We start from the raw sequence: 26,210 nt of genomic DNA, 5'->3' as shown, positions 1-26,210 counted from the left end.
ATACCACACCAAGAAAGAACAATAATCAGAAAGATGCAAGATAATCAATAGCTTGCTGTAAGATAAAAAGCTAAACTACTTAATACATATCTAAAATTATGAGGATTTTTTGACGAGTTGTAAAGAGTATAAAAGCACTAAAATTGATCATTTTTTTGAAATAAAAACAATCAATTTGTAAATGTCGCTTGTACCGAGGATTAGAAGTATGTTATTAAAAAATAGTAATATATTATGTATAAATAAGATATTAAATTTACTGATAAATAAGTAAAGTACTTGTATAAATATAGCTGATTTAGTATAAATTTATTGAAGTAAATTTGTGATTATATTAAGTAATTTGAGTCATAATACTGTATTCGGTATTGAACTGGAGTTTTACACTGAGGGAATAAAAAAAGAATATTTATTTCTGAATAGCATCAAAAATAAAATAGCTTCTCTTGGATTTTTTTGTGAGAAAGAGAGTTCTTTAAACCAATACGAGATAAAAAGTGATTGTTATACGAGTCCTGATAATTTAATTATGCATTTTGAGTTAGTAAAAAAATTACTGATTGGAACAGCACAAGAGTTCGATGGTAATGTTTCTTTTAAAGCAAAACCTTATTTGGATAGAGCAGGCAGCGCACTAAATGTACATGTTAGCCTCATGGATTCAAATAATAATAACTTATTTTATGGCAATAAGCAAAAATATAGTGACCACCTGATTCACAGCATAGGTGGATTATGTGCAATGATGAAAAAACATATGTTGTTTTTTGCTCCAAATGATGATTCATATTTAAGATTTCAGTACCCAGATATTCATACTCCAACTACGATTAGTTGGGGAGTGAATAACAGAACTGCTGCGATAAGAATTCCCTATTTTGGCAACGATTCCAAAAGATGCCGCCTAGAGCACCGTGTTCCTGGAGCAGATTGTAACCTTGAAAAAGTACTCACAGCAATAATTGAAGGTATAGTTTTTGGTATAGAGAACAAAATTGCTCCGCCAAATAGAGTGTATGGCATTGCATCTGATCCTCAATATAAGATGGAGAGTTTGATATAGCAACTACCTGTTAAACCCTAACCCATTAAACTCCTTTGAGGTAATTGGCCATTCTAGCACTTTCCTCACATCATTATTTACATTCCCATACTGTAATAGTAAGTCTGCAGCAGATAGTTTCTGCGTACTTTTAGATGATCCAAGCCCTATATTGGTAAGGTTGCTCGGTGGCTGCTCAGGAAGTGGATTACCAAGTGCATCCATGTGTTTAGGTAAAGGTTCCATAACAATATTTGTAGCACTAGAAACGAAATGACTATCTGTAGTATCAGCACTTTTAGAAAGTGAATTACCTTTGAAATCCATATGTTTAGGTAGTCCATTTTTCATTTCTTCTTCTGCTCTTTTATTTTTTAATTCTTCTTCTAGCTCAGTTTCAGTTCTTTTTGGTTCTTTTACGGTATCTTTTTCTTCACCTTCATCAACACTGCTATACCCTTCATCTTCTGACATATCATCAGTTTTAACAGACTTAGGTCTTGCTTTATTAAGCAATGAAAGTAATGCGTAAGTAACTGCAGCAGCAGTAACTATAATGGCTATCTTTGCAGCAATGTGAATCATTGTTAAAAATACTAAAGTTGATGAAACACCAACCAACCCAGATACGATCGCTTTATTCTTGCCTTCTATCACACTTAAAACTGCTACCACAATAATCCCTCAAATACCATACTAAAGTCATATTATATAGAAATTTTCTTACGCTTGCAAAACTGTAAAAATTTTAATCATTTACATAAAGCTATATGAGGATTAATTAATATATAATTTATCTTAGCTATAATATGATATAAATACGTATAATGTTTGGCATGAAAAGCTTACTTGTAGAGAGGAATAGAACAGTAATATTATTGCTTATCGTGATTTTTACCTTCGGCTCATACACTTATATAAAGATGCCAAGAGAAAGCAATCCTGATATACAGATTCCTATAATTAGTGTATTTGTCGGGTTTCCTGGTATTTCTGTCGAGGATAGTGAAAAGCTATTAGTGCTTCCTATAGAAAATGAACTAAGATCCATCGAAGGTGTAAAAGAATTGAGAGCTTTTGCAACTAATGATGGTGCTCACATGATAATCGAATTTAGAACAGAGTATAATAATAAAGAAGTGCTCGATAATGTCCGTTCAAAGCTTTTAAACATAAAATCAAAATTACCTATTGAAGCAGAATCTCCGATAATCAATGAAATAGACTTGAGCTTATTTCCGATACTAAACGTTGGCTTGATTGGTAATTTGCCGGAAAGAACTTTAACTGAAATAGCACGCAAACTAAAGAAAGAAATAGAATCTCTGCCAAATGTTCTTAAAGTTGAAGTAGCAGGTATGCGTAAAGAAACAGTGGAAGTTATAATTGAGCCCACAGTTCTAACAAAATATAACATTCAATCAAATGAGATATTTCAAGCTATATCAAACAACAACAGATTGGTAGGAGCCGGATCACTAGAAAATGATACCGGTAAATATTCGATTAAAATATCAGGGTTATTAAAAGACATAGAAGATATTATGAATATTCCTATTAGATCTCAAAGTGATGCAGTTTTGAGAATCAAAGATATAGCAAAAGTATACCTTGGGTTTGAGGATCACCAAGGATTTGCTCGTATTAATGGACTACCTAGCATTGTACTAGAAATTTCAAAACGTAATGGAAAAAACATAATAGACACGGTAAATCAAGTAAAATACTTAATGGACAAAGCAAAAGATCAATTACCTGAAAATTTAAAAGTAGTTTATTTGAATGACCAGTCAAAAAATGTACGTGATGTGCTTGACGACTTGGAAAATGGTATAATATTTGCCGTATTACTAATATTAACCATAATAATGCTCTTTATGGGAACAAGGGCTGCTATTCTTGTTGCACTATCAATACCTGGCTCCTTTCTAATAGGAATAATGGCTCTTTACCTCATGGGTATTACTCTAAATATAGTTGTGCTCTTCAGTTTAATTATGGCAGTTGGCATGCTGGTTGATGATGCAATTGTAATCAGCGAATATGCTGATAGAAAGATGATTTGTGGCATGGATAAAGTAGAAGCCTTTTGCACCTCAGTTCATGATATGTTTTATCCAGTTTTATCATCAACATTGACTAAATTAGCAGTGTTTTTCCCTCTGTTACTCTGGCCCGATACAGTCGGTAAATTTATGCAGTACATACCAATTACAATAATTCTAACTTTAACTGGATCGCTAATTATGGCTTTGGTTTTTATACCAACACTTGGTGCAATATTTGGTAAACCTTCAATAACTTCAAAAAAAGAAATAATAAGAATGAGTGCTATAGAAAGTGGTGAGGTAAAAAATACTGGGCTTATAATAAGAACTTATGTACGTATGTTAGAGAAAGTCTTAGATCACCCCAAAAAATTTGTATGTGTTGTTGTGTTTGTTTTATTTTTGTCTAGTATATTATATTTTACTTTTGGTCCTGGATTAAAGTTCTTTCCGAATGTAGATTCAGATAACATTTTAATCAGCGTTAAAGTAAAAGAAAGCTTATCAGCCAAAGAACGAGATTTGATACTTAAGAAAGTAGAAGAACGTATTTTGGGTGTTGAAAAGGAAATTTATGTTTTTTATGCTCGATCAGGAAAATTTTCAGACAACGTTATTGCCAAAATTCAATTGGAACTTGTAGATTGGCGCTGCAGGCGCAAAGCTACGCAAATACTAAATGATATAAGGAGTAGTGTACAAAACATAAAAGGAGTAATAATTGATGTACAGGAACAAAAGTCAGGACCATCAGCTGACAAGCCAATACAAATTAACTTAAGCGGAAGTGCATCCAACTTGAATTCAGTAGCAGAGAAAATCCTAAAAATTATGGACCAACCTTCATCTGGATTTATAAATATTCAAGATAGTAGATCAGCACCTGAAATAGAGTGGAATATGAGTATTGATAAGAGTAAGGCTACAAGCTCTGGAGTAAGTGTTGCAACCATCGGTGATTTTATAAAGATGGTTACAAATGGAGTATTAATTGGAAAATATAGACCAAATAACGCAGATGAAGAAATTGATATTGTACTACGCTTTCCCAGAAAGAATCGCAACATGAAAACTATAGATAACCTTTTTATTAATACAGCAAATGGACCATATTCTATGAGTAGCATAGTGAAATACGTTCCCGAAAAAAAGGCAAATAAACTAAGTAGGATTGATGGATCACGCACAGTAACAATCTCTGCTGACGTTGATACTGGCTATCTTGTTGATGAAAGAGTTAAGTTCATTCAAAATTCGATTACTCAAGACTGTAGTAAAGGAGTAAAGATTGATTTCAAAGGTGATAAGGAAGATCAACAAAAATCAGGAGCATTTTTATTAAAGGCTTTTATATTAGCAATTACATTGATGATATTGGTGCTAGTGGCACAGTTTAACAACATATACTATACATTTATCGTAATGACAGCAGTGTTTTTATCAACAACATGTGTATTTTTCATTTTCTTTCTTATTCAGAAAGTTTTTGTAGTTGTCATGTGTGGAGTGGGGATAATTGCTTTAGCAGGAATTATAGTGAATAATAATATACTATTGCTTGATGCCTTTCATCAGCAAATTAAGGTGCGCAAAAATAACATTAAGCAATGTATAATAAACGCTTCAATTTCTCGCATCAGGCCAATACTACTTACCGTTGCAACTACAGTTCTTGGTTTAATACCGATGATTACTAGGTTAAATATCAGTTTTTTTACGCTACAAATCACATATGATGCTCCATCAAGCCAGTGGTGGGTTGATATTTCAGCAACCATAGCAAGTGGAATATTGGCTGCAACGGTCTTAACTTTATTCTTTACTCCGGCATTGCTTATCATACAAAGACATGAAAAAACTTGACTTAAATTAGCAATCATTTAACATTTAAGATAGCGTTCTTTACCTGTTGAAGCTATAATTATAACTAATTAAATTGGATTTATTTATATGATTGCTAATCGTAAAAGCAGTGTTAAGCAGAAAAGCAACAAGAATAACATAGTTGGAAGCCTTGATGTAATAAAAACAGCGGGAGAGCTCTCACTTCAAAAAGGTTTGGATTTTAATATTATAATAAATGCACTTAAAAGTGCTATCGAAGCAGTAGCTCAACAAAAGTATGGTAGCAAAAGTAAAATTGTAGTTAATATAGATAGAAACACAGGCAAAGTTACCTCATATAGACAACTAAAAGTCATTAATGATGAATCAAATGAAAATGAGTGTGACTTAATTAAGTTGACACAAGCTAAGTTAATAAAAGAAGATGCAAAAGTTGGAGATACTATTAGTGAGTTGATTTCTCTTAACACTGATCTTGTTTCAGCAAGAATTGCCCAGCAAAAGATTTCTGAAATAATCAAAAATGAAGAGTTAAAAAAGCAATATGAGGAATTTAAAGATAAGGTAGGAGAAATGAGGTATGGCATCGTTAAACAAGTAGAATATTCAGATCTTATTATAGACATAAACGGAATTGGAGCATACCTCCCTTTACGAAACTTAATTGGTGGTGAGTCATTTCGTGAAGGCGATAAGGTTAAAGCTTACATACAGGCTGTTAAGCGCTCTGACGATGGACGTCAAATCATTCTTTCTAGGACTCATGAAGGCTTTTTAGAGGCATTGTTGAATCAAGAAGTACCAGAAGTTGCTGACGGATTGATAACAATTAAAGGTATAGCTAGAGACGCTGGTTCAAGATCTAAAGTTGCTGTTTTTTCATCTGATAAGAATATCGATCCAGTAGGTGCTTGCGTTGGAGTTAAAGGAGATAGAATAAAAATTATTATACACGAATTAAACGGTGAAAAAATCGACGTCATACATTACTCATCAGATTTGGGTCAATTTGTTATTAAAGCCATTACTCCTGCAGAAGTATCAAAGGTCATTATTGACGAAAATGAAAATTGTATAGAGTTAATAGTTGCTGAAGATCAATTGAGTTTAGCTATAGGAAAAAAGGGTCAGAATGTAAGATTAGCTTCAGAGCTTGTTGGATGGAAAATTGAGATATTAAGCACTCAGCAAGAATCAGAAAGAAGAAACAAAGAATTTAGTCAATGTTCAGTTTTATTTGCTGAAGCTTTAAACTTAGAAGAGATTATGGGCCAATTATTGGTAACAGAAGGTTTTTCAAGTGTAGAAGATATATCTAACACTTCAATTAAGGAACTTGCTTCAATAGAGGGCTTCAATGAAGATATTGCAAATGAACTTCATAATAGAGCAAATAATTACCTGAAAGCAGAGAATGATAGAAAAATAGAAGAGCTAAAAAATTTAGGTATGGAAGACGATGTAATCAACTTAGCCTTATCAATAGATAATAAAATTGCTCTTAGTAAACATAATATTAAAACTTTAGAGGACATAGCAGATTTATCAAATTATGAGTTTTGTAGCATACTCTCTTCCTCAACTAATAATAAAGACAATCTAAAAGATACAGCAGATTTAATAATCATAGAAGCACGTAAAAAGCTTGGATTAATATAAAAACAATATGAATAATGAAGATATCAGTAATAAAAAATTAACCCTACAAGGCTTAAGCAAGCTTAAATTAGACATTAATTTAAACTCTTTAGATAGTCAAAGTACTGGTACTACAATAGTAAAAAAAAGAAGAAAAATTCATTCTGCAGAAGAATATAGTTTATTTGACGAGAGTAAATTAGGCTCTTTAACTGAAAAAGAACAAATTTCCCGCATTAATGCTGTACAGAATGCTACTTTGCTGAAAGAAAGGAATCAGAGAGAACAAGAAGAGAAAATAAAAAAAGAAGAAAGCAATCAAGAAGCTGAAGATAAAAATGAATCACACTCTGTACCTAAAGAAATAAATAAGGAAGTTTTAAGTAATACTAACTCAGTTGAACAAAAAGAAGATAGTATTGAATATGAGAACAATGATAAAAAGTCTTTTAAAGCTAGCAAAGATATATACTCTAAGCATTCTAAGCTAGTAATTACACAGGCAATAGATGAAAGAAATGAACACCTCCCTGTATTTAAGCAAAAATTTGGTATAAGAAGTAAACAATCAAAGTTTACTAAGGGTAAAAATATAGCAAGAGAAGTTATTATACCAGACAAAATAACTATCAGGGAGTTATCTATTCGTATGGCAGAAGATAGCAAGAGTGTGCTAAAAATGCTCAAAGAAGAAGTTGGGGAGAGCTATAGAGTAGATGATCTAGTAGATCCAGATATAGCATGCGAAATAGCAAAAAAATTTAATCATACGGCTAAACGAGTAAGTGATGCTGATAAAGAAAAGAATTTACTCTTCATAAGCAACAGAGAAAACTTACCTAAAAGACCAAAACCACCTATCGTTACTTTTATGGGACATGTGGATCATGGTAAAACATCATTGCTTGATGCATTTCGTGAATCCAATGTTGCAGAAAAAGAGTCAGGTGGCATCACTCAACATATAGGTGCTTATCAATTAACGACAAAAAATAAGCAAAAAATTACTTTCATTGATACACCAGGGCATGAGGCGTTTACTGCAATGCGTGCACGTGGTGCCAATATTACTAATATAGTTGTGATAGTAGTTGCAGCTGATGATGGAATCATGAAACAAACAGTTGAAGCAATAAACCATGCAAAAGCAGCAAATGTCTCTATTATAGTTGCCATTAATAAAATTGATAAATCACAACCTGGCGATGTAGAAAGAATAATTAATAGTTTGCCTCAGTATGACCTCATCCCCGAAGAACTTGGTGGTGATGTTATAATTGTGCCAGTATCAGCAAAAAAGAAAATCAACTTAGATAAACTAGAAGAGGCAATTTTATTAATTGCTGAATTAATGACGCTAGAAGGAATAGAGGATTGTCGAGCACTTGGATGGGTAATAGAGTCCAAAATAGATAAAGCTAAAGGAATATCAGCTACATTAATAGTTGAAGAAGGAACATTAAAGATTGGTGACATATTGATAGTTGGTACAACATACAGCAAAGTACGCAGTATGGTTAATCACCTTGGTCAAAGAGAAAAAGCGTCACTACCTTCTACTCCAGTTGAAGTTACTGGTTTAAATGGTGTACCAAATGCTGGAGATAAATTTGTTGTTGTAAACTCTGAAAGGCAGGCTCGTGAAATTGTTGAATACAGGTTAGAATTAATCAAGAAAAAGCAAGAAGATTTAGACGACAGTAATTTAGATATATTCAGTCGTAATGATAGTGAAACAGAAGAACTATCTGTAGTTTTAAAGTGCGATGTCACTGGTTCTATTGAAGCAATATCAAGCTCAATTGATAAGCTTGGTAAAGATCAAGTGAAATTAAATATTCTACACAAAGCAGTAGGAGGAGTAACAGATTCAGATGTGCTGCTTGCAGAAGCATCAAGCGCAGTAATTTTAGCTTTTAATGTAAAAGTGGATTCAAAAATCAGAGAATTAGCAAAACAAAAAGGTATAGAAATACATACTTACAATATAATATATGAGCTTATTGAAGACATGAGGATGTATCTAACTAAAATGTTAAAGCCTGTTACACGAGAGGTTCGTGTTGGTTCTGCATCTGTAAGGCAAATATTTAATTCATCCAAAGCCGGTAATATCATCGGATGTTATGTCACTGATGGAGTTATAAAAAAAGATTCTCTAATTAAGGTAGTACGTGGCAGCAAATTGGTGCATGAAGGAAAGTTAAAAGCACTACGTAGATTTAAAGATGACGTTAAAGAAGTGGGTGTAAATTTTGAATGCGGAATATCGCTAGAGGGTAATATCGATATTAAAGTTGGAGACATTTTGGAAGCTTATCAATTAGTGCAAGAAGAAAGGACGTTATAGTAGTTGAATATGAAAAAGGAAATTAGAAACCTAAAAGTAGCATCGGTATTACATAGGGCAATATCAAAAGTCTTAATGGAAGGTAATGTTCTTAATGAAAAAGTAGTAGTATCTGATGTAAAGCTAAGCAAAGATTTGAAGAAAGCAGATGTATATATTGTGTTATCTTCATTAAACATCCAAAATGATAATGATGATATCAGCACTGTTGTTAATGAAATGAACCAATCTGCATGGTCAATACGTAAATCTATATTGTGTTATGTTGATTTGCGATTTATACCTGAGTTAGTTTTTAAGCCTGATTTAGCATTCGATAATTTTGTCAATGTAAGCAAAATATTACATAATCACACTTAATTAATGTATTTCAACCATTATTTCTCATTAATGAGAATACACAGTTTAACAGGTTTGTGGCTTGTGCTATTTTCTAGCTTAAGCGGCATTCTTTTAGCCTCAACTTCTCTATCGTATCAGGCTCTTTTTCTCCTTGTTTTGTTTACTATAGGTGCATTTTTAATGAGACCCGCAGGGTGCATAATCAATGATATCTTCGATAGAGAAATAGATGCGCACGTTGAACGAACAAAATATAGGCCACTTGCAAGTGGTGCATTAAACATAAAGCAGGCTTTGGCTTTACTTTCACTGTTACTGTCTATTGCCCTGGTAATCTTATTATTAACCAATAAAACTACTCTTATACTTGGAATAATTTCAATGTGCATGATAGTTATCTACCCCTTGCTAAAGCGTTACGTTTGGTGGCCACAATTGTTTTTAGGGTTTACTTTCAACATGGGATCACTCATGGGTTCAGCAGCAATAACAAACCAGATTAGCATAGAATCCTTGCTATTTTATATAGGATGCGTCTTTTGGACGCTTAGTTATGATACTATATACGCTCATCAAGATAAAAAAGATGATGAGAAATTAGGAATGAAATCTACTGCATTATATTTTGGTAATACAACAAAATCTTGGTTGAAAAGATTTTATTTAATATCCTTAATGGCATGGTTGTACGCTGGTATACTATCATCATTAAATAACATCTTTTATATTGCTTTACTTGCCATAGGATTCATATTTCACCACCAACACAAAAATTTCAATCCAGACGATTCTAATCAATGCATGTCCATATTTAAAAATAATTCCCAGATAGGACTCCTGCTCTTTTTCGGTATCCTTTTAGATAGAATTCTAAATTCTACTTTTGTATCCGTTCAGATGCATGGCTAATGTGTAAATATCGAAGCAAAAATGGTGTCATTCCAGTGTCAAGTACTGGGATGACAGGGGATGACACCATTTATTTCTATGGCTGTCTTTTCTATCTTATTTTGTCACCCTGCTGAACGGATTCTACTTTTTAGAACTGTACTAGACACAACTTAATCTGACAGCAACGAATTAACTGACAGAAGAATTGAAAACTAATATCAGTCTCTTGTTTAACGTTACTAATATTTTTCTGAAAAGCAATGTGTTTGCTATCAAGAAAAGTCTGCATAGGCGTTTTACCATAGCAATATTTACCTGAGTGAGGCCTGGTCTCATTGTAAGAGCGTAACCAATGATCAACATCTATCTGCAAATCTTCTAAAGAACTGTAGATTTTCTTTCTAAAGATAATATTGTAACACTCATCTTGCATAGTTTTATGAAACCTTTCGCATATGCCATTAGTTTGTGGTGAATTGGCTTTAGTTCTTGAATGATCAATATTTTCAATTCCCAAATAAAGCTGATAAGCGTGATTTTCTGGTTTACCACAATATTCTGTACCTCTATCAGTCAAAATGCGCAATAATGGCACGTTTTGTACATCAAAAAATGGTATTACTCTATCATTCAGCAAGTCGGCAGCGGTAATAGCAGTTTTATCTGTATAAAGCTTAGCAAAAGCCACTCTCGAATATGTATCAATAAAAGTCTGCTGGTAAATGCGCCCAACGCCCTTGATATTGCCTACGTAATAAGTATCTTGAGACCCTAAATAACCTGAATGTTCTGTTTCAATTTCACCGTGAGCTTCTCTTTGCTCTTTAACTTTTTCCAATGCTGCAAGTTGCTCTTCAGTTAAAATTATGCCGTCTTGTGCAACCTTTGCTTCAAGGGCTTTAAGTCTTTTTTTGAACGTTTCAATGTCATTTCTTAGCCATACAGATCTTACGCCACCTTCGGAAATTATTACACCCCTTTTTCTCAGCTCATTTGCAGCTCTTTGTTGTCCATATGCTGGAAATTCTGTAGCTATGCCAATTATTGCCCTTTCTATATCTTCGGAAACTCTGTTTGCTAATAGGGGTTTTTTCTTACTTATTTCATGTAATGCTCCTTCTCCCCCACTTTCATATAACTCCTTAAATCGATAAAATGTATCACGCGAATAACCCATCACCTTACACGCTTGTGATACGTTACCTAATTGCTTTGCTAGTTCTAATAACCCTAACTTTGGTTTTAGTATTTTTGTTTGTATCGTACTCATATCTAACACTCCTTTCTTTTATTATTTTATAACTTACTTTTTTAAAGTGTCAGATCAAGTCTTGTTTAATACAGATTAATTTCTACTTGATTATTTGCACATACTTCTTGTACAACTTCTTTAGCTTTCTGTCCAATATCTCCAACTAGTACTGGATATCGATATTTTGTTATCCACACTATGTGATATATATACAGAGTGACTGCTTTTTCTATAATATTCCACATTCTTTCAGATTTTTCACCTTAAAATTATATTCTTAAAAGGATGGACTTCAAGTCCAGGGTTTTTCTCCCAAATTTGGGACAATAAAGAGTTCTCATCACTCACTTTCCTAATCACACTTTAATTCAAACTTTATCAGTTTTATTCAAGTTGCTTCTAAAAGGAGAATATCAATGGTGTTCTCCTTACTGATTTGGTTAAAATGCAGAAAACGCCTATGTCAAAATTTACACAGATGTTAAGTGCTGCCACTAATTCCCAGTTAGTACAATTTGTGTATCTTATTGACATATTTAATTTATTCTGTTACAATTTTTAGTAATTAGGTTGGGGTAAAACAATGAAGAGTTTTAAATGGCTACTTAATCAAGTCAGACTTTCATGGATTAGCTTAATATCAAAAGTAAAGAGCTTTTTTCAAACTAACGATACACATCATCAAACAACTGCTAGCAATGGAAATGATCATACAAGAAAAATAAGTGTAGAAAATACAATAGAGGAGAAAGTTAATGAAGAGGATGTATGGTATGATTCTCTGAAAGAACAAGAGCCAGGTGAAAAAGAAAGAGATCTGGATGAAGAAGAATTTTTTGATGCTATTGAAAATTTGGATGAAGAGGAAGTGAGTGCTAACATAGAAGGAAAAGAGTATGAAAAAAATAAGTACTATAGTCTACAAGATGGTCTACAAGAAAAAAATGAATTTGATCACACAACGCACACTCTTACACTTGCTTTTGAAATTGAAAAGTCATTTCCAGACTCTGACCTTAGTAAATTTAAGTTATGCGAACTTAAGCAAAATGGTGATAAATATACGTTTATCTTAGAAAATGATCAGAAAAGTCGAATAGAATTACACTCTGAATATCTCAATATTTATTTTCCTAAGTATGTTGAGAAACACAGTAAAAAAGGAGCTTACACCGAACTTTTTTCTCAAGAAGAAAATAGAATTAGCAATGATATTATAATACCGCTACAAGTTCCAAAAGAAGCAAGCATATTTACCAAAGAGTGCAATTGGTTAATAAGAAAGGTTGTAGGTGAAATACCAGATTATCCAGTGGGCAAATCGCTTGAATACTGCAGGAGTCGTGTAAATTTCTTTCTTAACTCAAACAATACTATATCTCTTTTTCTAACGTCAGCATGGACAAAATGTGCAGCTAAATCATCAGGTACTCAGATAGAAACAAACTGGCCAGTAAAGGATATTCTAGTCAGAGGTAGTTTTATTAATCAGCATATTCCTAGAGTTGAAGAAGCTTATATTGATAAGCATTATATAGTTGAAGAAACTTTTGAAGTAGTTAACGTAGAATGTGCATCAGAGCTGAAGATTTCTCAACCTAGCATATAGCCTTATATTCTTTCATCAGCATGATATAATTTTGTGCAGATTGTGTAATATGTTTTATTTCCTCATCTGACATTTTTTTGAAGAATTGTGCTGGCCTGCCAGCCCATACTTCACCACTTTTTATCACTTTTCCATGTGTCACCAGTGAGCCAGCAGCTACCATAGCTCCAGACTCGACAATCGCATGATCCATTATAACAGAGCCCATACCAATAAATGCTTTATCATGTATCGTGCATGCATGTAACACACAAAAATGTCCAACCGTCACTATACTACCAATAATCGTGTCACCGCCTGGATTTCTATCTACATGAATTACGGTGCCATCTTGAATATTCGTTTCATCACCTATTTTGATTGATCCAACATCTCCTCTGATCACACAATTAAACCAGATACTCGCATTCCTTCCTATTTCAACGTTACCTATGATACGCACACCATCTGCGATAAAAGAACTTTCATCCATTTTTGGTTCATAATCTTTGTATTTTAAAATTTGATAGCTCATAATTTAAATAAGGTTTAATACATACTTGGGTTCCAGTAGTCAAGTTACTCGGGTAAAGATATTCTTGACTTATGATCCTTATGCTCCTAAAATCTTTATTTTTAGCTCTATTCATAATGTCAGTAACAGTACTTAGTGTACTTCAAATAATATTAGTTGTTGTATTGGTAATTTTAGTACTCCTGCAGCCACCTGGAAGTAGTTCATTAAGTGGCTTTAGTAATTCACAACAGCAAATGAATTCAATAATTCCGGTAAAGTCTTCTGAAAATCCACTCAGTAGAATAACTTCTATAGTTGCTGGATTGTTCATTATAAATACACTGTTACTATCAGGATTATGTTCAAAAGATGTACATAAAAAATCAATTGCAGAGAAGATTATATCAGAAAAGAAGCAAGAAGGCCAATCAACTTCTGTTCCATTTGAAAATTAATGAAAGAAACCAAGTTTATCTTTGTTACAGGTGGAGTTGTTTCATCACTTGGTAAGGGTTTAGTTGCTTCAAGTGTGGGAGCACTTCTTCAAGCTCATGGATTCAATGTTCGCATCAGAAAGCTTGACCCATATCTCAACATTGATCCTGGAACAATGAGCCCAGCTCAGCACGGGGAAGTATTTGTTACTGAGGATGGTGCTGAAACTGATTTAGACCTTGGACATTACGAGCGTTTTACTAAAATTAAAGCAACCAAGGACGACAATATAACAACTGGTAAAGTATATAATAAATTATTAAAGAAGGAAAGGTGTGGTGATTATCTAGGCAAAACTGTGCAAATCATTCCTCATGTGACAGATTTAATCAAATCTTTCATTTTTAATGGTACAGAAGATTTAGATTTTGTAATATGCGAAATAGGCGGAACCGTAGGTGATATTGAAAGCCAACCGTTTTTGGAAGCTATACGCCAAGTTAATTATAAACTAGGAAAGCAAAAAGTTATCCTTATTCACTTAACTTTAATACCATATCTCACTGCAGCACAAGAATTAAAGACAAAACCGACACAGCATTCAGTTCGAGAGTTAAACTCTGCGGGGTTACAACCAGATATTATATTATGTCGCAGTGAAAAAGAAATTTCCGATAATCAAAAAGAAAAGATAGCCAATCTTTGCAATGTTTCTTTATCTAACGTAATACCTGCTCCTGATGTAAACCATATATACGAGTTACCGTCCTTGTATAATCAATGTGGGCTCGGGGCACAAATTTTGGATCACTTTCACTTAAGTAAGCCAAAACCAAGCTTACCTGAATGGGACCAAATAGTACACTCTATGAAACATCCAACACAAGAAGTTATCGTTTCCATAGTAGGAAAATATACTGAATTTCCTGACGCATATAAATCACTGATTGAAGCATTAAACCATGGTGCAATTAGTAATAAAGCTAGAGTGAAGATAAATTGGGTCAACTCAAGAGAAGAGAATGGAAAATCTATAGATGCAAAGTTTATCAGAGAAAAATTACAAAGCTCTAATTCAGTCCTTGTTCCAGGAGGATTTGGTGATAATGGAATAGAAGGTAAAATATTAGCAATAAACTATGCCCGTGTAAATAACATTCCTTTTTTAGGAATATGTCTTGGTATGCAGCTTGCAGTGATTGAATTTGCTCGTAACGTTATTAAGCTTGAAGATGTACACTCTGAAGAATTTTATACTTGCAAACACCCAATCATCAAGCTCGCTGATGGTAAGAACGTTGATCTTGGTGGAACCATGAGACTTGGAACATACAAGTGTAATGTAAATCCAAATTCAAAAATGGCAAATGTGTATAGTAGTGTCACTATTTCAGAAAGACACAGACACAGATATATAGTTAATTTAGATTATAAAAATAACTTAGAAGAGAATGGAATGATATGCAGTGGTATATCAGAAGATAAAACATGCATAGAGGCAGTGGAGCTAAAAAATCACTCATGGTTTATTGGTGTGCAATTTCATCCAGAATTTCAATCAAGACCATTTTCTCCTCATCCTCTCTTTACATCATTTATTAAGGCAACTATTGACAATAGAGTTTAATAGAACTTAATAAACTCTATTCTAATAGAGAGGTAAAATGTTACTAAGAAATAGTAAAGATAGCATTACATATGGATCTGCGACCTTCGAGGAATTGAATAGGCATGTAGAACAAATAATATATAAATTAGAGGAAGATCAAATTATAGAGGATATAATGGAAGAAGTAGTTGTAGCTATAAACGAACTAAAATCGGTAGAAGAAATAAAAAAATATTTAAAGCGAGAAATAGATAGCCTTGTAAAAAGGACAATAGTCCTTAGTGAATTCTATAACCTAGAAAAAATAGAAAAGCCAAGAAAAGAAAATTATATTTACCCAAGCACCTAATGTTTAAGTACCAATACATGGAACTTGCCATAGAGCAAGCAAAACTTGCTCAGAAAGATGGCGAAGTGCCAATAGGCGCTGTAATAGTTAATGGAAACAATATCATCTCCTCTGCACACAATATATCTAATGATCCAACTGCACATGCAGAAATGTTAACAATTAGACAAGCATTTTCAACTTCCACGCTTTATGAAGCTGAAATGTACGTAACGTTAGAGCCGTGCCCGATGTGCGCTCAAGCTATCTCTTTTGCAAAAATTAAACGTCTGTACTTCGGGGCTTACAATCCCAAAGGTGGAGGAGTTGAAAACGGCACTAGAATATTTCAATTCTGTAACCACATACCTGAAGTTTATGGTGGAATATTAGAAACAAAATGTTCTCTTTTATTAAAAGATTTCTTTGAGAAATTGAGAACTTAGTTTAAGATGTGTGAGATTGTTTCAATATTTTTTGAGTTGTACTAGACACAACTTAATCTGACAGCAACGAATTAACTGACAGAAGAATTGAAAACTAATATCAGTCTCTTGTTTAACGTTACTAATATTTTTCTGAAAAGCAATGTGTTTGCTATCAAGAAAAGTCTGCATAGGCGTTTTACCATAGCAATATTTACCTGAGTGAGGCCTGGTCTCATTGTAAGAGCGTAACCAATGATCAACATCTATCTGCAAATCTTCTAAAGAACTGTAGATTTTCTTTCTAAAGATAATATTGTAACACTCATCTTGCATAGTTTTATGAAACCTTTCGCATATGCCATTAGTTTGTGGTGAATTGGCTTTAGTTCTTGAATGATCAATATTTTCAATTCCCAAATAAAGCTGATAAGCGTGATTTTCTGGTTTACCACAATATTCTGTACCTCTATCAGTCAAAATGCGCAATAATGGCACGTTTTGTACATCAAAAAATGGTATTACTCTATCATTCAGCAAGTCGGCAGCGGTAATAGCAGTTTTATCTGTATAAAGCTTAGCAAAAGCCACTCTCGAATATGTATCAATAAAAGTCTGCTGGTAAATGCGCCCAACGCCCTTGATATTGCCTACGTAATAAGTATCTTGAGACCCTAAATAACCTGAATGTTCTGTTTCAATTTCACCGTGAGCTTCTCTTTGCTCTTTAACTTTTTCCAATGCTGCAAGTTGCTCTTCAGTTAAAATTATGCCGTCTTGTGCAACCTTTGCTTCAAGGGCTTTAAGTCTTTTTTTGAACGTTTCAATGTCATTTCTTAGCCATACAGATCTTACGCCACCTTCGGAAATTATTACACCCCTTTTTCTCAGCTCATTTGCAGCTCTTTGTTGTCCATATGCTGGAAATTCTGTAGCTATGCCAATTATTGCCCTTTCTATATCTTCGGAAACTCTGTTTGCTAATAGGGGTTTTTTCTTACTTATTTCATGTAATGCTCCTTCTCCCCCACTTTCATATAACTCCTTAAATCGATAAAATGTATCACGCGAATAACCCATCACCTTACACGCTTGTGATACGTTACCTAATTGCTTTGCTAGTTCTAATAACCCTAACTTTGGTTTTAGTATTTTTGTTTGTATCGTACTCATATCTAACACTCCTTTCTTTTATTATTTTATAACTTACTTTTTTAAAGTGTCAGATCAAGTCTTGTTTAATACACATTATGCTTGTGCTTTTTTGTTATCTGGAGTATTTGCTGTTGGTCTATGTTTCGTAGTTGACAACCCGGTTCCACTTGCTGCAACTTCGTTGCTTTTTTTTGCAATAGGATGTGGTTTTCTGTATAGAGCAAATACAGTTATTAATGATGTAAGCTTCTCTCAAGTTATTGTGAACGAACGTGCTAGTGATTTATCTGTTCAGGTAAGGTGTCATTCCAGCACTTGATGCTGGTTTTCATTTAATCTCATTGAATTTAGCATAAGCTCAGTTTACTTGTAAATTTTTCTGGATCCCAGTGGGCTTTGTTGCACAGCTCTTCGGATAGTGGGTAATGTATAATAAATTCATGAAGCTATATCAAACTTAGCCATGCCTATTTCAGTAAATTTGTTAAGCAAATAACACTTGAGTAGCAGTTCCTTCTCACGATTAATCTCAGATTTATTCCTAAAACTAAATCCAAATATTTGCTTCAGTCGCGAGAAAAAACTTTCTATATAAGATCTCTTCCAATAATTTATCTCTTTTTTCCACCTCTTCATACCATCTTCATCATATGACTTTATGAGCTTGATTGTAGAATTTCTCTCATTCATATAATCCAACTTTGGATGCTCTACTGCATTATTTTGCGGAGGAATCCTTGTCTTTATGTCAAGCTCATCGCACAGTTTGTATAACTTCTTTCGATTATATGCCCTATCTGCATATATCGTGCTTATGTTATACTTGGTATCCACTCTTTCAATAAGATCACAGGCTCCATAGTGGTCGGAATAAACTCCACTACTGTATTTTGCAGCTATAACTTTTTTACTACCTATCTCTAGCATTACATGTAGCTTTCTTGTTTGCTCATAGCGGCGATACTTTCTATCTGTACCATTTGCCTTACTATGGCCTGGAATATTATTGTAGATGCTGATACCTGTACTATCTATAGCAATTTCAATATCTTCCATATCGTTCTTATCAACTCTGCAGTCGTTGATTTTGATATTAAGCTTTTTAAACCTTCTTGAAGCCTGCGAATAGCTGATAATTTGCAAAATTTTCCCTATTTGCTCAAGATATTTCTCTATAAATCCCACTGTTTGCCTAAGACCAATCCTGAATAGATAGGTTATTATGTGAATTAGAATCACTACTTTGTCGCTGTAGACATTGTTGCCACCTGCTACTTTTGGACTATTTTCGTACCAATTTTCAATGGCATCGTTGATATAATGAAAAACATTTCCCCTTTCTTGAAGAAATTTGTTATATTCATTGCAGTTACTGACTTTCATTCTTATTGGCATATTTTTCCTTTGTCGGCTAAATATCTATTTTATAACAAATTCCATCAGTAACTGCCTGTTCTTTCCTTGAGTGGTGCAACAAAGCCCGCTGGAATCTAGATTTTCTTGCTAAATCCCAGACTGGCTGGTTATGCAAAAAATCTATTTTTTATCATAAATAACTTAAATATTATATTATAAACTCTGCTAAATTTATTCTCACAACAAAAACTTCTTCTCTACTTTTTTTTGAGTAAGGTCACCAACTCTATTTTTCTACAAAAGTGTTCTCTGAACTAAAAAATCCAGAGAACATTCTCTCTTATATCAACTCATTATCAATGGGAAAAGAACCAACCTCATTATCATAAGAGTAAGGAGTTGTTCTTTGCACATTATCAAAGACAGCTTTTAATAGTACTTCCTTATCACTATCCCATACAACTTTCTCCATAATTGCATTATAATCTTTACACTTTTGATCATTTCCACAGTCCCTGATTTTACCATTAAGCTTTAGATAAGGCTTTAATGAATTATATTGTACTTGAGTATTATTGCCCTCTTTATCTATCATTTGTCCTGAGGTATTAACAAGTATCAATGGTGCAACTTGTTTTGCTTTCACAATACTTGCTCCACTGGGGTCTTTGATGAGATCAGGACATGATTCTCTAGAAAAAAAATTCTTGTTTAATTCTTTATTAGTATAATCATTGCCAGATTGGCAGAAACTCTTAACCTTCTCGTCCTGACAAGCTAACTCTTGTGGACTATCAATACATTTAAGACATTTCGTATTACCAAAGTTGGCTGCTGAACTAATAGTATCAGTAAAGGCAAATTTAAAATTTACTGCACTATAAACACCCTCTGATCCCTTTTCTATATATGGCACAATTTTAGAATTACTATACATCTCAGGATAGAGTTCTTTTAATAAATCAGATGTATTAAAACCTTGACAACCTATCTTATTATTCGATTTATACAAAGTAGCCTTAGGCCCACAAATTCCTGGTAGGCTAAGATCTGGTGTTATTTCTCGAGATGTAATTTCTCCACTTTCATTCCCTCCTTCATTGGTAACATGTTTGCCTCTATCATTTTCATCCTCTCCCCTAATACTAGGTTTATCTTTACCGATTCTTTTCTCATTTTTACATTCTTCAGCTGCTTTTTTATACCACTCAGTCTCTGCTTTTGCCATGTTAATTTTACACTTTAAAAGTTCTTCTTTTACTTCTTCAATCTTACTCTGCATCACTTCTTCTTTCTCCTGTTCAATTTTGTACCTCAAAATTTCCTCTTTTGCTAGTTTAGCTTCTAATTTTGCTTGTTCAGCTTCTGCTTTAATATCATCACATTTTTCCTGATTAATTGCCTGTCCACCGTTTTCTTTCATCTTCTCAGCATTTTTTTTACACTGTATTAACTCATTTTTTGTTGCCTCAGCTTCATTCTTAGTTTGTTCTACCTTCTCTCTTTCTTCTTGAACTTGTTTTTTTAATTTATCAACTTCTGCTTTTGCTTCATTCTCAGCTTCTTTTAACTTACCTTTAAATTCTGCCTCTACATTCTCTCTTTCTTCTTGAACTTGTTTTTTTAACTTATCATTTTCTTCTTTTACCTTATTAGCTTCACTCTCAGCTTCTTTTAACTTATCTTTAAATTCTGCCTCTACCTTCTTTCTTCTTGAACTTGTTTTTTTAACTTATCAACTTCTTCTTCTAATTTTGTAATTTCTTTTTGTGATTCCACAGCATCCTCTTCTCCCGCAAACTGATCTCCTAGATTTTCGACTTGCTCACCCTCTTCACCATAAAAAAGTTTGTTGGCATATAAATTACTATTATTAACTTGATCGCTATAGATATTGTTTGACATTGTGACCTCCTATACAGTCAAAACTGGAATTAAATTAGAGTATAAAAGCTGAGAATTCAACATGGGTAAAAGAAACCACAGTTCAGGAAATCTCAGGTTAACTCAGAAATTATTATAAGCCAAAATGATTAAAAATTTTATAACTTATATTTTAGATCTAGCATGATAACCAACAATTATTCAATTTCCACCTTACTCACCAGCTTGACACAGTCCATCTTTATTCATTAGAGAGCCGTGATTCCTCTACTCTCCAATGATTAATCACTTGTCAGTTTTGAGTGTAGTAGTTGATAGCCTGTACGTAAATACGTTGCTTTTGTCCTTTAGAAATTTTTAGTCTACTATCTTTATCCAGAAAAAAATTGTAAAATTTCTATAGTTATGGTATAATTGTAAATACCGCTTGCCAATAAGCTGAGTATAAAAATGCCGTTCGGACAAATCATTACATATAGCACGATATTACTTGCTATAATTGCAGTATCTCTCTTTTTGAGAAAAATATACAAAAATCATATTAGGAAAATTATATTTCCTCTAAAAGTTCTCAAAGAAGAGTGGGAAGAAAATAGAAGATTTAATGAATTGTATCAAAAAAATAAGCAAAAAGAGTTGATGAAACAACAGGAAATGCTAAAGGAGAAACAAAAGAATATGCAAGTTTACAAAGAAGATCTAGAAATAGTTGATATAGCAAAACCGTTAGGCAAATGGACAAAGATGGTTATGATGGGTAATAGTTTAATGAAACATTTTGCACAATTGATACACAGAGAAGGTGATAAGAAAGGATTTTGGGAGCTATTTATAAAAGCTCAGTCTTCAACTAAGGGTAAATATAGAGGAAAAGGCAGATGACGTATCCGTTGTATAACCTGCTTTCTGGCATTAAACTTCTTAAGTGTTATAGTCAGTCAAGTATAAGGGTGTCATCCCAGTGCTCGACACTGGGATCCAGCTCTTCATGTAATCTAGTTAAAAATATTAATTTTAACATAAAGCAACTACTTTTATGCCAACCAGCTCAGCGTGCTTACTTAAAATTTCTGGATCCCAGTGTCAAGCACTGGGATGACACCATCTGCTACCTACAAACCCAATGTTCGTACAGTTGTATGTCAAACACTGACTGTTTGTTATGCAAGCTATCGAATGTTCATACACTGAAGTGTTTAGGCTCCAAGTTCTCTTTAAAGGTCCAATAGATGCTTGAATGTAAAAATCTATTCTGTGCTCGTAATAACAAAGTATTATTTAAAAACCTCAATTTTAAAGCTGAACCAAAATCAAAAATCTTAATCACTGGTCCAAATGGTAGCGGCAAAACCAGCTTAATCAGAAGTTTATCTGGACTTTTGCCGCCAGTGTCAGGTAATATAATGTACTGTGGAAAAGATATATATGATGACCTAAAATCCTATATACCTTCCATGGTCTATATAGGCCATAAAAATGCCTGTAAAGATAGCTCAACAGTTGGTGAAAACATACAATTCTGGGCAAGAATACGGAATACTAGAGAATTAATTATGGCAGCCGTTTGTTGCTTACAGTTGCAACCTGTACTTAATATCAAATATAGTGAACTTTCTGCAGGTTGGAAAAGAAGAGTTGCGCTTGCTCGCCTCTTAATTTCTAATGCAAACGTTTGGCTGATAGACGAACCATTTTGTAATCTCGACAGTGCAACGTGTGAATTAATATTAAATCTAATCTCAATACGCTCTGAGCAAAACGGTATAGTAATTATTACAGGACATAGCTCTACAGAACAACTGTGTGACTTCAAGACAATCGATATACGTGATTTTAACAGACCTCTTGTATAATTTTTGGCCTTAAAATTAACACATCTCTTTCAAAGGCTCTATATTAAAAATAGAAAGCCCAGAAGCGATTACGTGCGCTAAGGCTTGTACGAGAAACATTCTTGCAGCGGTGAGGTTCAAGTTATCTTCTAGTATGAACCGCATGTTTAAATCACTTTTGCCATACCCCCATAAAACGTGAAACGCTTCTGCAACTTCAAGTAAGTAGAAAGTGATTCTGTGTGGCTCATAGAGCCTTGCCGCTATTTCTACCACATCTGGCCACTTTGCTAAGATTTTTATGAGGAAGAGCTCCCCATCGGTCTTTAAAAGTGAAGGATCTGCTGTTGGGAGCTCTTTTGGAGCATTACGCATTAACGAATGAGCACGGGCGTGCGCATATTGCACATAAAAAATAGGGTTGTCTTTTGACTGTTCTTTAACTTTAGCAAAATCAAAATCCAAGACCATATCATTCTTGCGTGTTAACATTATAAAACGAGTTATATCCCTGCCAACCTCTTCCACTACATCCCTAGCTGTAAGAAAATTTCCTGATCTTTTGGACATCTTAACAGGTTTTTCATTCTCGAAAAAATTCACAATATTATGCAGTTTTACCTCTATTTTTGCTTGATCATCACTGAGCGCAGAGACGACTGCTTTTAGCCTTTTGACATAACCACCGTGGTCACTACCAAGCTCTACGATCATATTGTTAAAACCACGCGATATCTTATCAAAATGGTAAGCGATATCTGAGGCAAAATAAGTCCAACTGCCGTCCTCTTTCTTCAATGCGCGGTCAACATCATCGCCAAATTTTGTAGAGCGAAATAACATTTCTTTTCTGGAAGTCCAATTTTCACTTTCTTTGCCTTTTGGTTTCTCCAGGTACCCTTCATACACTAGACCCTTGTCAGATAATATCTTTATACTCTCTTCGATTTTGCCACGTAGCTCATACTCTGAAGTAAAGACATCATGATTTACTCCAAGCAAGCTCATGTCCTCCTTTATGAGTTCTAAAATAGAACTTAAAGTATATTCTCTAATTATCTGGTTATCTTCCTCTGCTCTAAGCTCCTTGCCATATTTTTTAGCTAATCCCTCTCCTATTGGCTTTAAATATTCACCTGGGTATAAACCCTTTTCAATGCTAATTTTTTCTCCCAGAGCTTCCTTATACCGCAAATATACTGACCGAATTAGCGTATCTATCTGCGCTCCAGCGTCATTGATATAGTACTCCTTAGTAACATTATAGCCAACTTTCTTTAGTAAATTTGCCAGAACATCACCAAACACTGCCCCTCTTGCATGACCAATATGCAGAGGACCTGTTGGATTTGCCGATACAAATTCAACATTGACAGCTTGATTATTTCCAATATTTAGAGTGCCAAACTCTGTTTTTAGCTCATTTATTTGTTTTAAAATCCCATGCCATACTTCCATTTTTAAGTGCATATTGATAAAACCGGGGCTTGCTATTTCCACTTCTGCAACTTCATCAAAAGGTTTAAATTCTCTTGCTAAGATCCCTGCAATCTCAATTGGATTCTTTTTTTCATGCTTTGCAAGCACCATAGCAACATTTGTGTAAATATCACCATGTGCTCTATTGCTTGGAGGTTCCACAATAAAATTTTCTGCACTTATATTTATGATACCTCTTCGTTTCAATTCATTTAATTTACTGAAAATCAGAGAGAAAATACGCTTAAAAATGTTCATTAACTAAAAAGCTACAAAACCTGTAGCAGTATAGCGAATAAGTGGGGGAAGTTGAAGGGTTATCTTACATCGGCTGTTTATACTTACTTGAAGTGTGCATTCAAAGGGAACGTTCAAAGAATTATTAAGAAGCAATCAGTGGATAGAGATGCATGTTATGCATCTCTATCCATGGTAAATAATTTACACTACTTGCTGATAGTACGGCTGTACGACTAGGGAAGCTAATTAGTACAAATAGTCAGAATATCCTAAATATCCTGTATCAGGTAATGCATTGAACATTACCTTGTGGCCAGAACCACAGTGATTCCATCCTGCATCGTAACCACTATGACAAGGACTGCCATGATAACTATTGAAATACTGATCATGATGATGTTTGTAATGCGGGTAATTATCAATTATAGGCTTAAACTCACATATTACAGGTTTAACCTCATTTACTGTAGGTTTTTTCTCATCTATTACAGATTTAATTCCATCTATTATAGATTGTTTCATTCCATCTATTGCAGATTTAACCTCATTTTCTGTGTGTTTTTTCTCATTTATAGTAGTAACCTCATCTTTGATAAGTTTCATAACCTTATCCATCGTAAGCTTTTCTTCTTGCACCGTAGGTTTTTTCTCATCTAACGTAGGTATAACCTTATCTATTATGAGTTTAATTTCATCCATTATAGGTTTCCACTCACTTTCTATAGATTTGTCTTTACCTACTTTGTCATCAACCTTAGGTTTAACTTCATCCATTATAAGCTTTATTCCATCTACTATAAGTTCTTTGATCTCATTCATGATAGACTTTTCTTCATCTACAGTAGGTTTTTTCTCATCTATTACAGATTTAATCCTATCTTCGATAAGTTCCCTAACCTTATCCACCGTAAGCTTTTCCTTATCTATCGTGTCATCAACCTTAGGTTTAACTTCATCCATTATAAGCTTTATTCCATCTACTATAAGTTCTTTGATCTCATTCATGATAGACTTTTCTTCATCTACAGTAGGTTTTTTCTCATCTATTACAGATTTAATCCTATCTTCGATAAGTTCCCTAACCTTATCCACCGTAAGCTTTTCCTTATCTATCGTGTCATCAACCTTAGGTTTAACTTCATCCATTATGAGTTTTATCCCATCTACTATAAGCTCCTTAATCTCATCCATTATAGACTTATCCTCATCACCTGTAGGTTTCTCTTCATCAACCTTAGGTTTAACTTCGTCCACTACAACTCTTATTTCCTCTATCAGTTTTTTAACCTCATCCACTATAGACTTAACCTCATCACCTTTAGTTTTTTCTCCATCACCTGTAGGTTTCTCTTCATCAACCTTAGGTTTAACTTCGTCCACTACAACTCTTATTTCCTCTATCAGTTTTTTAACCTCATCCACTATAGACTTAACCTCATCACCTTTAGTTTTTTCTCCATCACCTGTAGGTTTCTCTTCATCAACCTTAGGTTTAACTTCGTCCACTACAACTCTTATTTCCTCTATCAGTTTTTTAACCTCATCCACTATAGACTTAACCTCATCACCTTTAGTTTTTTCTCCATCACCTGTAGGTTTCTCTTCATCAACCTTAGGTTTAACTTCGTCCACTACAACTCTTATTTCCTCTATCAGTTTTTTAACCTCATCCACTATAGACTTAACCTCATCACCTTTAGTTTTTTCTCCATCACCTGTAGGTTCCTCTTCACCACCTGTAGGTTCCTCTTCACCACCTGTAGTTTTTTTTTCTTCAACTATAAGTTCTTCTTCGTTGATTATATTGGTGGTCTTATCTAAGACGGACTGATCTACATGTAATGTAAATTTCTTTTTATCAGTATTGTTGCCACTTTTAATATCGTTATTAGATAATATGTTGATATGTGAGTTATGAGACATATAAACCTCCTGAAATGGTTATGTTAAAATT

21 protein-coding genes and 2 pseudogenes are annotated in these 26,210 nt (G+C 33.7%); 14 read left to right on the top strand and 9 right to left on the bottom strand.

The annotated features are described in order from the left end of the window. Positions 1–325 precede the first annotated feature (325 nt). Positions 326–1,063, top strand: coding sequence for a glutamine synthetase (locus ACQ4M0_RS06370; protein WP_007302792.1), 738 nt, complete (start codon positions 326–328; stop codon positions 1,061–1,063). Positions 1,064–1,066: 3 nt separating this feature from the next. On the opposite strand, the gene ACQ4M0_RS06365 is transcribed toward ACQ4M0_RS06370, so the two are convergent. Beyond that, positions 1,067–1,717 (bottom strand): hypothetical protein, encoded by a 651-nt coding sequence (locus ACQ4M0_RS06365; RefSeq protein ID WP_007302791.1) that lies wholly within the window; start codon positions 1,715–1,717, stop codon positions 1,067–1,069. Positions 1,718–1,878: 161 nt separating this feature from the next. Between ACQ4M0_RS06365 and ACQ4M0_RS06360 the strand changes: the two genes are divergently transcribed. The 5 genes from ACQ4M0_RS06360 (at position 1,879) to ubiA (ending at position 10,174) form a co-directional block, all read left to right on the top strand. Beyond that, complete coding sequence (locus tag ACQ4M0_RS06360; protein ID WP_213863680.1) at positions 1,879–4,953, top strand: efflux RND transporter permease subunit; 3,075 nt, start codon at positions 1,879–1,881, stop codon at positions 4,951–4,953. 87 nt (positions 4,954–5,040) lie between these two features. Continuing rightward, positions 5,041–6,594 (top strand): transcription termination factor NusA, encoded by a 1,554-nt coding sequence (nusA, locus tag ACQ4M0_RS06355; RefSeq protein ID WP_438456404.1) that lies wholly within the window; start codon positions 5,041–5,043, stop codon positions 6,592–6,594. Positions 6,595–6,601: 7 nt separating this feature from the next. Next, positions 6,602–8,923, top strand: a complete 2,322-nt coding sequence (infB, locus tag ACQ4M0_RS06350) for a translation initiation factor IF-2 (RefSeq protein WP_264376839.1) — start codon at positions 6,602–6,604, stop codon at positions 8,921–8,923. A gap of 9 nt (positions 8,924–8,932) precedes the next feature. Further along, complete coding sequence (locus tag ACQ4M0_RS06345; RefSeq protein ID WP_006015187.1) at positions 8,933–9,283, top strand: ribosome-binding factor A; 351 nt, start codon at positions 8,933–8,935, stop codon at positions 9,281–9,283. A gap of 3 nt (positions 9,284–9,286) precedes the next feature. Next, the gene (gene ubiA / locus ACQ4M0_RS06340; RefSeq protein ID WP_007302787.1) at positions 9,287–10,174 is read left to right on the top strand and encodes a 4-hydroxybenzoate octaprenyltransferase; all 888 of its coding nucleotides are present in this window, start codon (positions 9,287–9,289) and stop codon (positions 10,172–10,174) included. 130 nt (positions 10,175–10,304) lie between these two features. Here ubiA and ACQ4M0_RS06335 read toward each other — a convergent pair whose 3' ends face one another. Both ACQ4M0_RS06335 and ACQ4M0_RS06330 read right to left on the bottom strand, forming a co-directional pair. Then, a complete protein-coding gene (locus tag ACQ4M0_RS06335; RefSeq protein WP_438456403.1) occupies positions 10,305–11,426 on the bottom strand; it encodes an IS481 family transposase in 1,122 nt (373 codons plus the stop codon). Between the two features lie 77 nt (positions 11,427–11,503). Continuing rightward, positions 11,504–11,651, bottom strand: a pseudogene (locus tag ACQ4M0_RS06330) (transposase); the annotation flags it as partial. Positions 11,652–11,991: 340 nt separating this feature from the next. On the opposite strand from ACQ4M0_RS06330, the gene ACQ4M0_RS06325 reads away from it, so the two are divergent. Beyond that, on the top strand, positions 11,992–13,017 hold the full coding sequence (locus ACQ4M0_RS06325) for a hypothetical protein (RefSeq protein ID WP_438456402.1): 1,026 nt from the start codon (positions 11,992–11,994) through the stop codon (positions 13,015–13,017). Here the strand turns inward: ACQ4M0_RS06325 and ACQ4M0_RS06320 are convergent. Further along, positions 13,007–13,531 carry a gamma carbonic anhydrase family protein gene (locus tag ACQ4M0_RS06320; RefSeq protein ID WP_213863939.1) on the bottom strand — a complete coding sequence of 175 codons (525 nt, stop codon included), beginning with the start codon at positions 13,529–13,531 and terminating at the stop codon, positions 13,007–13,009. The genes ACQ4M0_RS06325 and ACQ4M0_RS06320 overlap by 11 nt on opposite strands. A gap of 116 nt (positions 13,532–13,647) precedes the next feature. On the opposite strand from ACQ4M0_RS06320, the gene secG reads away from it, so the two are divergent. Genes secG through ACQ4M0_RS06300 form a run of 4 tightly spaced genes read left to right on the top strand, consistent with a single transcriptional unit; the run spans position 13,648 to position 16,331 of the window. Continuing rightward, positions 13,648–13,968 carry a preprotein translocase subunit SecG gene (gene secG, locus ACQ4M0_RS06315; RefSeq protein ID WP_213863938.1) on the top strand — a complete coding sequence of 107 codons (321 nt, stop codon included), beginning with the start codon at positions 13,648–13,650 and terminating at the stop codon, positions 13,966–13,968. Further along, positions 13,968–15,575, top strand: a complete 1,608-nt coding sequence (locus ACQ4M0_RS06310) for a CTP synthase (RefSeq protein WP_007302592.1) — start codon at positions 13,968–13,970, stop codon at positions 15,573–15,575. Before secG ends, ACQ4M0_RS06310 begins: the two co-directional genes overlap by 1 nt. 37 nt (positions 15,576–15,612) lie before the next feature. Beyond that, the gene (locus ACQ4M0_RS06305; protein ID WP_007302591.1) at positions 15,613–15,906 is read left to right on the top strand and encodes a hypothetical protein; all 294 of its coding nucleotides are present in this window, start codon (positions 15,613–15,615) and stop codon (positions 15,904–15,906) included. 17 nt (positions 15,907–15,923) lie between these two features. Continuing rightward, complete coding sequence (locus ACQ4M0_RS06300) at positions 15,924–16,331, top strand: nucleoside deaminase (RefSeq protein WP_010404879.1); 408 nt, start codon at positions 15,924–15,926, stop codon at positions 16,329–16,331. Between the two features lie 21 nt (positions 16,332–16,352). Here the strand turns inward: ACQ4M0_RS06300 and ACQ4M0_RS06295 are convergent, their stop codons facing one another. Then, positions 16,353–17,483: an IS481 family transposase gene (locus ACQ4M0_RS06295; RefSeq protein WP_438456401.1), complete on the bottom strand. Its 1,131-nt coding sequence runs from the start codon at positions 17,481–17,483 to the stop codon at positions 16,353–16,355. 46 nt (positions 17,484–17,529) lie between these two features. Between ACQ4M0_RS06295 and ACQ4M0_RS06290 the strand changes: the two genes are divergently transcribed. Then, positions 17,530–17,784, top strand: coding sequence for a hypothetical protein (locus ACQ4M0_RS06290; protein ID WP_438456400.1), 255 nt, complete (start codon positions 17,530–17,532; stop codon positions 17,782–17,784). A gap of 119 nt (positions 17,785–17,903) precedes the next feature. On the opposite strand, the gene ACQ4M0_RS06285 is transcribed toward ACQ4M0_RS06290, so the two are convergent. Both ACQ4M0_RS06285 and ACQ4M0_RS06280 read right to left on the bottom strand, forming a co-directional pair. Continuing rightward, positions 17,904–18,860: an IS5 family transposase gene (locus ACQ4M0_RS06285; protein ID WP_213863789.1), complete on the bottom strand. Its 957-nt coding sequence runs from the start codon at positions 18,858–18,860 to the stop codon at positions 17,904–17,906. A gap of 301 nt (positions 18,861–19,161) precedes the next feature. Further along, positions 19,162–20,726: pseudogene (locus ACQ4M0_RS06280) on the bottom strand (hypothetical protein). Between the two features lie 429 nt (positions 20,727–21,155). Between ACQ4M0_RS06280 and ACQ4M0_RS06275 the strand changes: the two are divergent. Both ACQ4M0_RS06275 and ccmA read left to right on the top strand, forming a co-directional pair. Next, positions 21,156–21,587 carry a hypothetical protein gene (locus ACQ4M0_RS06275; RefSeq protein ID WP_213863937.1) on the top strand — a complete coding sequence of 144 codons (432 nt, stop codon included), beginning with the start codon at positions 21,156–21,158 and terminating at the stop codon, positions 21,585–21,587. 347 nt (positions 21,588–21,934) lie between these two features. Further along, positions 21,935–22,558, top strand: coding sequence for a heme ABC exporter ATP-binding protein CcmA (ccmA, locus tag ACQ4M0_RS06270; protein WP_213863936.1), 624 nt, complete (start codon positions 21,935–21,937; stop codon positions 22,556–22,558). A gap of 15 nt (positions 22,559–22,573) precedes the next feature. On the opposite strand, the gene argS is transcribed toward ccmA, so the two are convergent. Continuing rightward, on the bottom strand, positions 22,574–24,274 hold the full coding sequence (gene argS / locus ACQ4M0_RS06265; RefSeq protein WP_213863935.1) for an arginine--tRNA ligase: 1,701 nt from the start codon (positions 24,272–24,274) through the stop codon (positions 22,574–22,576). 228 nt (positions 24,275–24,502) lie between these two features. Next, a complete protein-coding gene (locus tag ACQ4M0_RS06260; protein WP_438456399.1) occupies positions 24,503–26,179 on the bottom strand; it encodes a hypothetical protein in 1,677 nt (558 codons plus the stop codon). Between the last annotated feature and the right edge of the window lie 31 nt (positions 26,180–26,210).

Origin of the sequence: Wolbachia endosymbiont of Kerria lacca (assembly GCF_051602725.1) — a bacterium.
Classification (GTDB): Bacteria; Pseudomonadota; Alphaproteobacteria; order Rickettsiales; family Anaplasmataceae; genus Wolbachia.
The sequence above is the reverse complement of the archived record's forward strand: the minus strand, read 5'-3'. Positions and strand labels throughout refer to the sequence as shown.

Bases quoted from the DNA above. Each gene is read 5' to 3' on its own strand.
- ACQ4M0_RS06285 (WP_213863789.1), bottom strand. From the start codon at position 18,860: ATGCCAATAAGAATGAAAGTCAGTAACTGCAATGAATATAACAAATTT.
- ACQ4M0_RS06310 (WP_007302592.1), top strand. From the start codon at position 13,968: ATGAAAGAAACCAAGTTTATCTTTGTTACAGGTGGAGTTGTTTCATCA.
- infB (WP_264376839.1), top strand. From the start codon at position 6,602: ATGAATAATGAAGATATCAGTAATAAAAAATTAACCCTACAAGGCTTA.
- secG (WP_213863938.1), top strand. From the start codon at position 13,648: ATGTCAGTAACAGTACTTAGTGTACTTCAAATAATATTAGTTGTTGTA.
- ubiA (WP_007302787.1), top strand. From the start codon at position 9,287: ATGTATTTCAACCATTATTTCTCATTAATGAGAATACACAGTTTAACA.
- ACQ4M0_RS06360 (WP_213863680.1), top strand. From the start codon at position 1,879: ATGAAAAGCTTACTTGTAGAGAGGAATAGAACAGTAATATTATTGCTT.
- ACQ4M0_RS06275 (WP_213863937.1), top strand. From the start codon at position 21,156: ATGCCGTTCGGACAAATCATTACATATAGCACGATATTACTTGCTATA.
- ACQ4M0_RS06345 (WP_006015187.1), top strand. From the start codon at position 8,933: ATGAAAAAGGAAATTAGAAACCTAAAAGTAGCATCGGTATTACATAGG.
- ACQ4M0_RS06260 (WP_438456399.1), bottom strand. From the start codon at position 26,179: ATGTCTCATAACTCACATATCAACATATTATCTAATAACGATATTAAA.
- nusA (WP_438456404.1), top strand. From the start codon at position 5,041: ATGATTGCTAATCGTAAAAGCAGTGTTAAGCAGAAAAGCAACAAGAAT.
- ACQ4M0_RS06320 (WP_213863939.1), bottom strand. From the start codon at position 13,531: ATGAGCTATCAAATTTTAAAATACAAAGATTATGAACCAAAAATGGAT.
- ACQ4M0_RS06335 (WP_438456403.1), bottom strand. From the start codon at position 11,426: ATGAGTACGATACAAACAAAAATACTAAAACCAAAGTTAGGGTTATTA.
- ccmA (WP_213863936.1), top strand. From the start codon at position 21,935: ATGCTTGAATGTAAAAATCTATTCTGTGCTCGTAATAACAAAGTATTA.
- ACQ4M0_RS06305 (WP_007302591.1), top strand. From the start codon at position 15,613: ATGTTACTAAGAAATAGTAAAGATAGCATTACATATGGATCTGCGACC.
- argS (WP_213863935.1), bottom strand. From the start codon at position 24,274: ATGAACATTTTTAAGCGTATTTTCTCTCTGATTTTCAGTAAATTAAAT.
- ACQ4M0_RS06295 (WP_438456401.1), bottom strand. From the start codon at position 17,483: ATGAGTACGATACAAACAAAAATACTAAAACCAAAGTTAGGGTTATTA.
- ACQ4M0_RS06300 (WP_010404879.1), top strand. From the start codon at position 15,924: ATGGAACTTGCCATAGAGCAAGCAAAACTTGCTCAGAAAGATGGCGAA.
- ACQ4M0_RS06325 (WP_438456402.1), top strand. From the start codon at position 11,992: ATGAAGAGTTTTAAATGGCTACTTAATCAAGTCAGACTTTCATGGATT.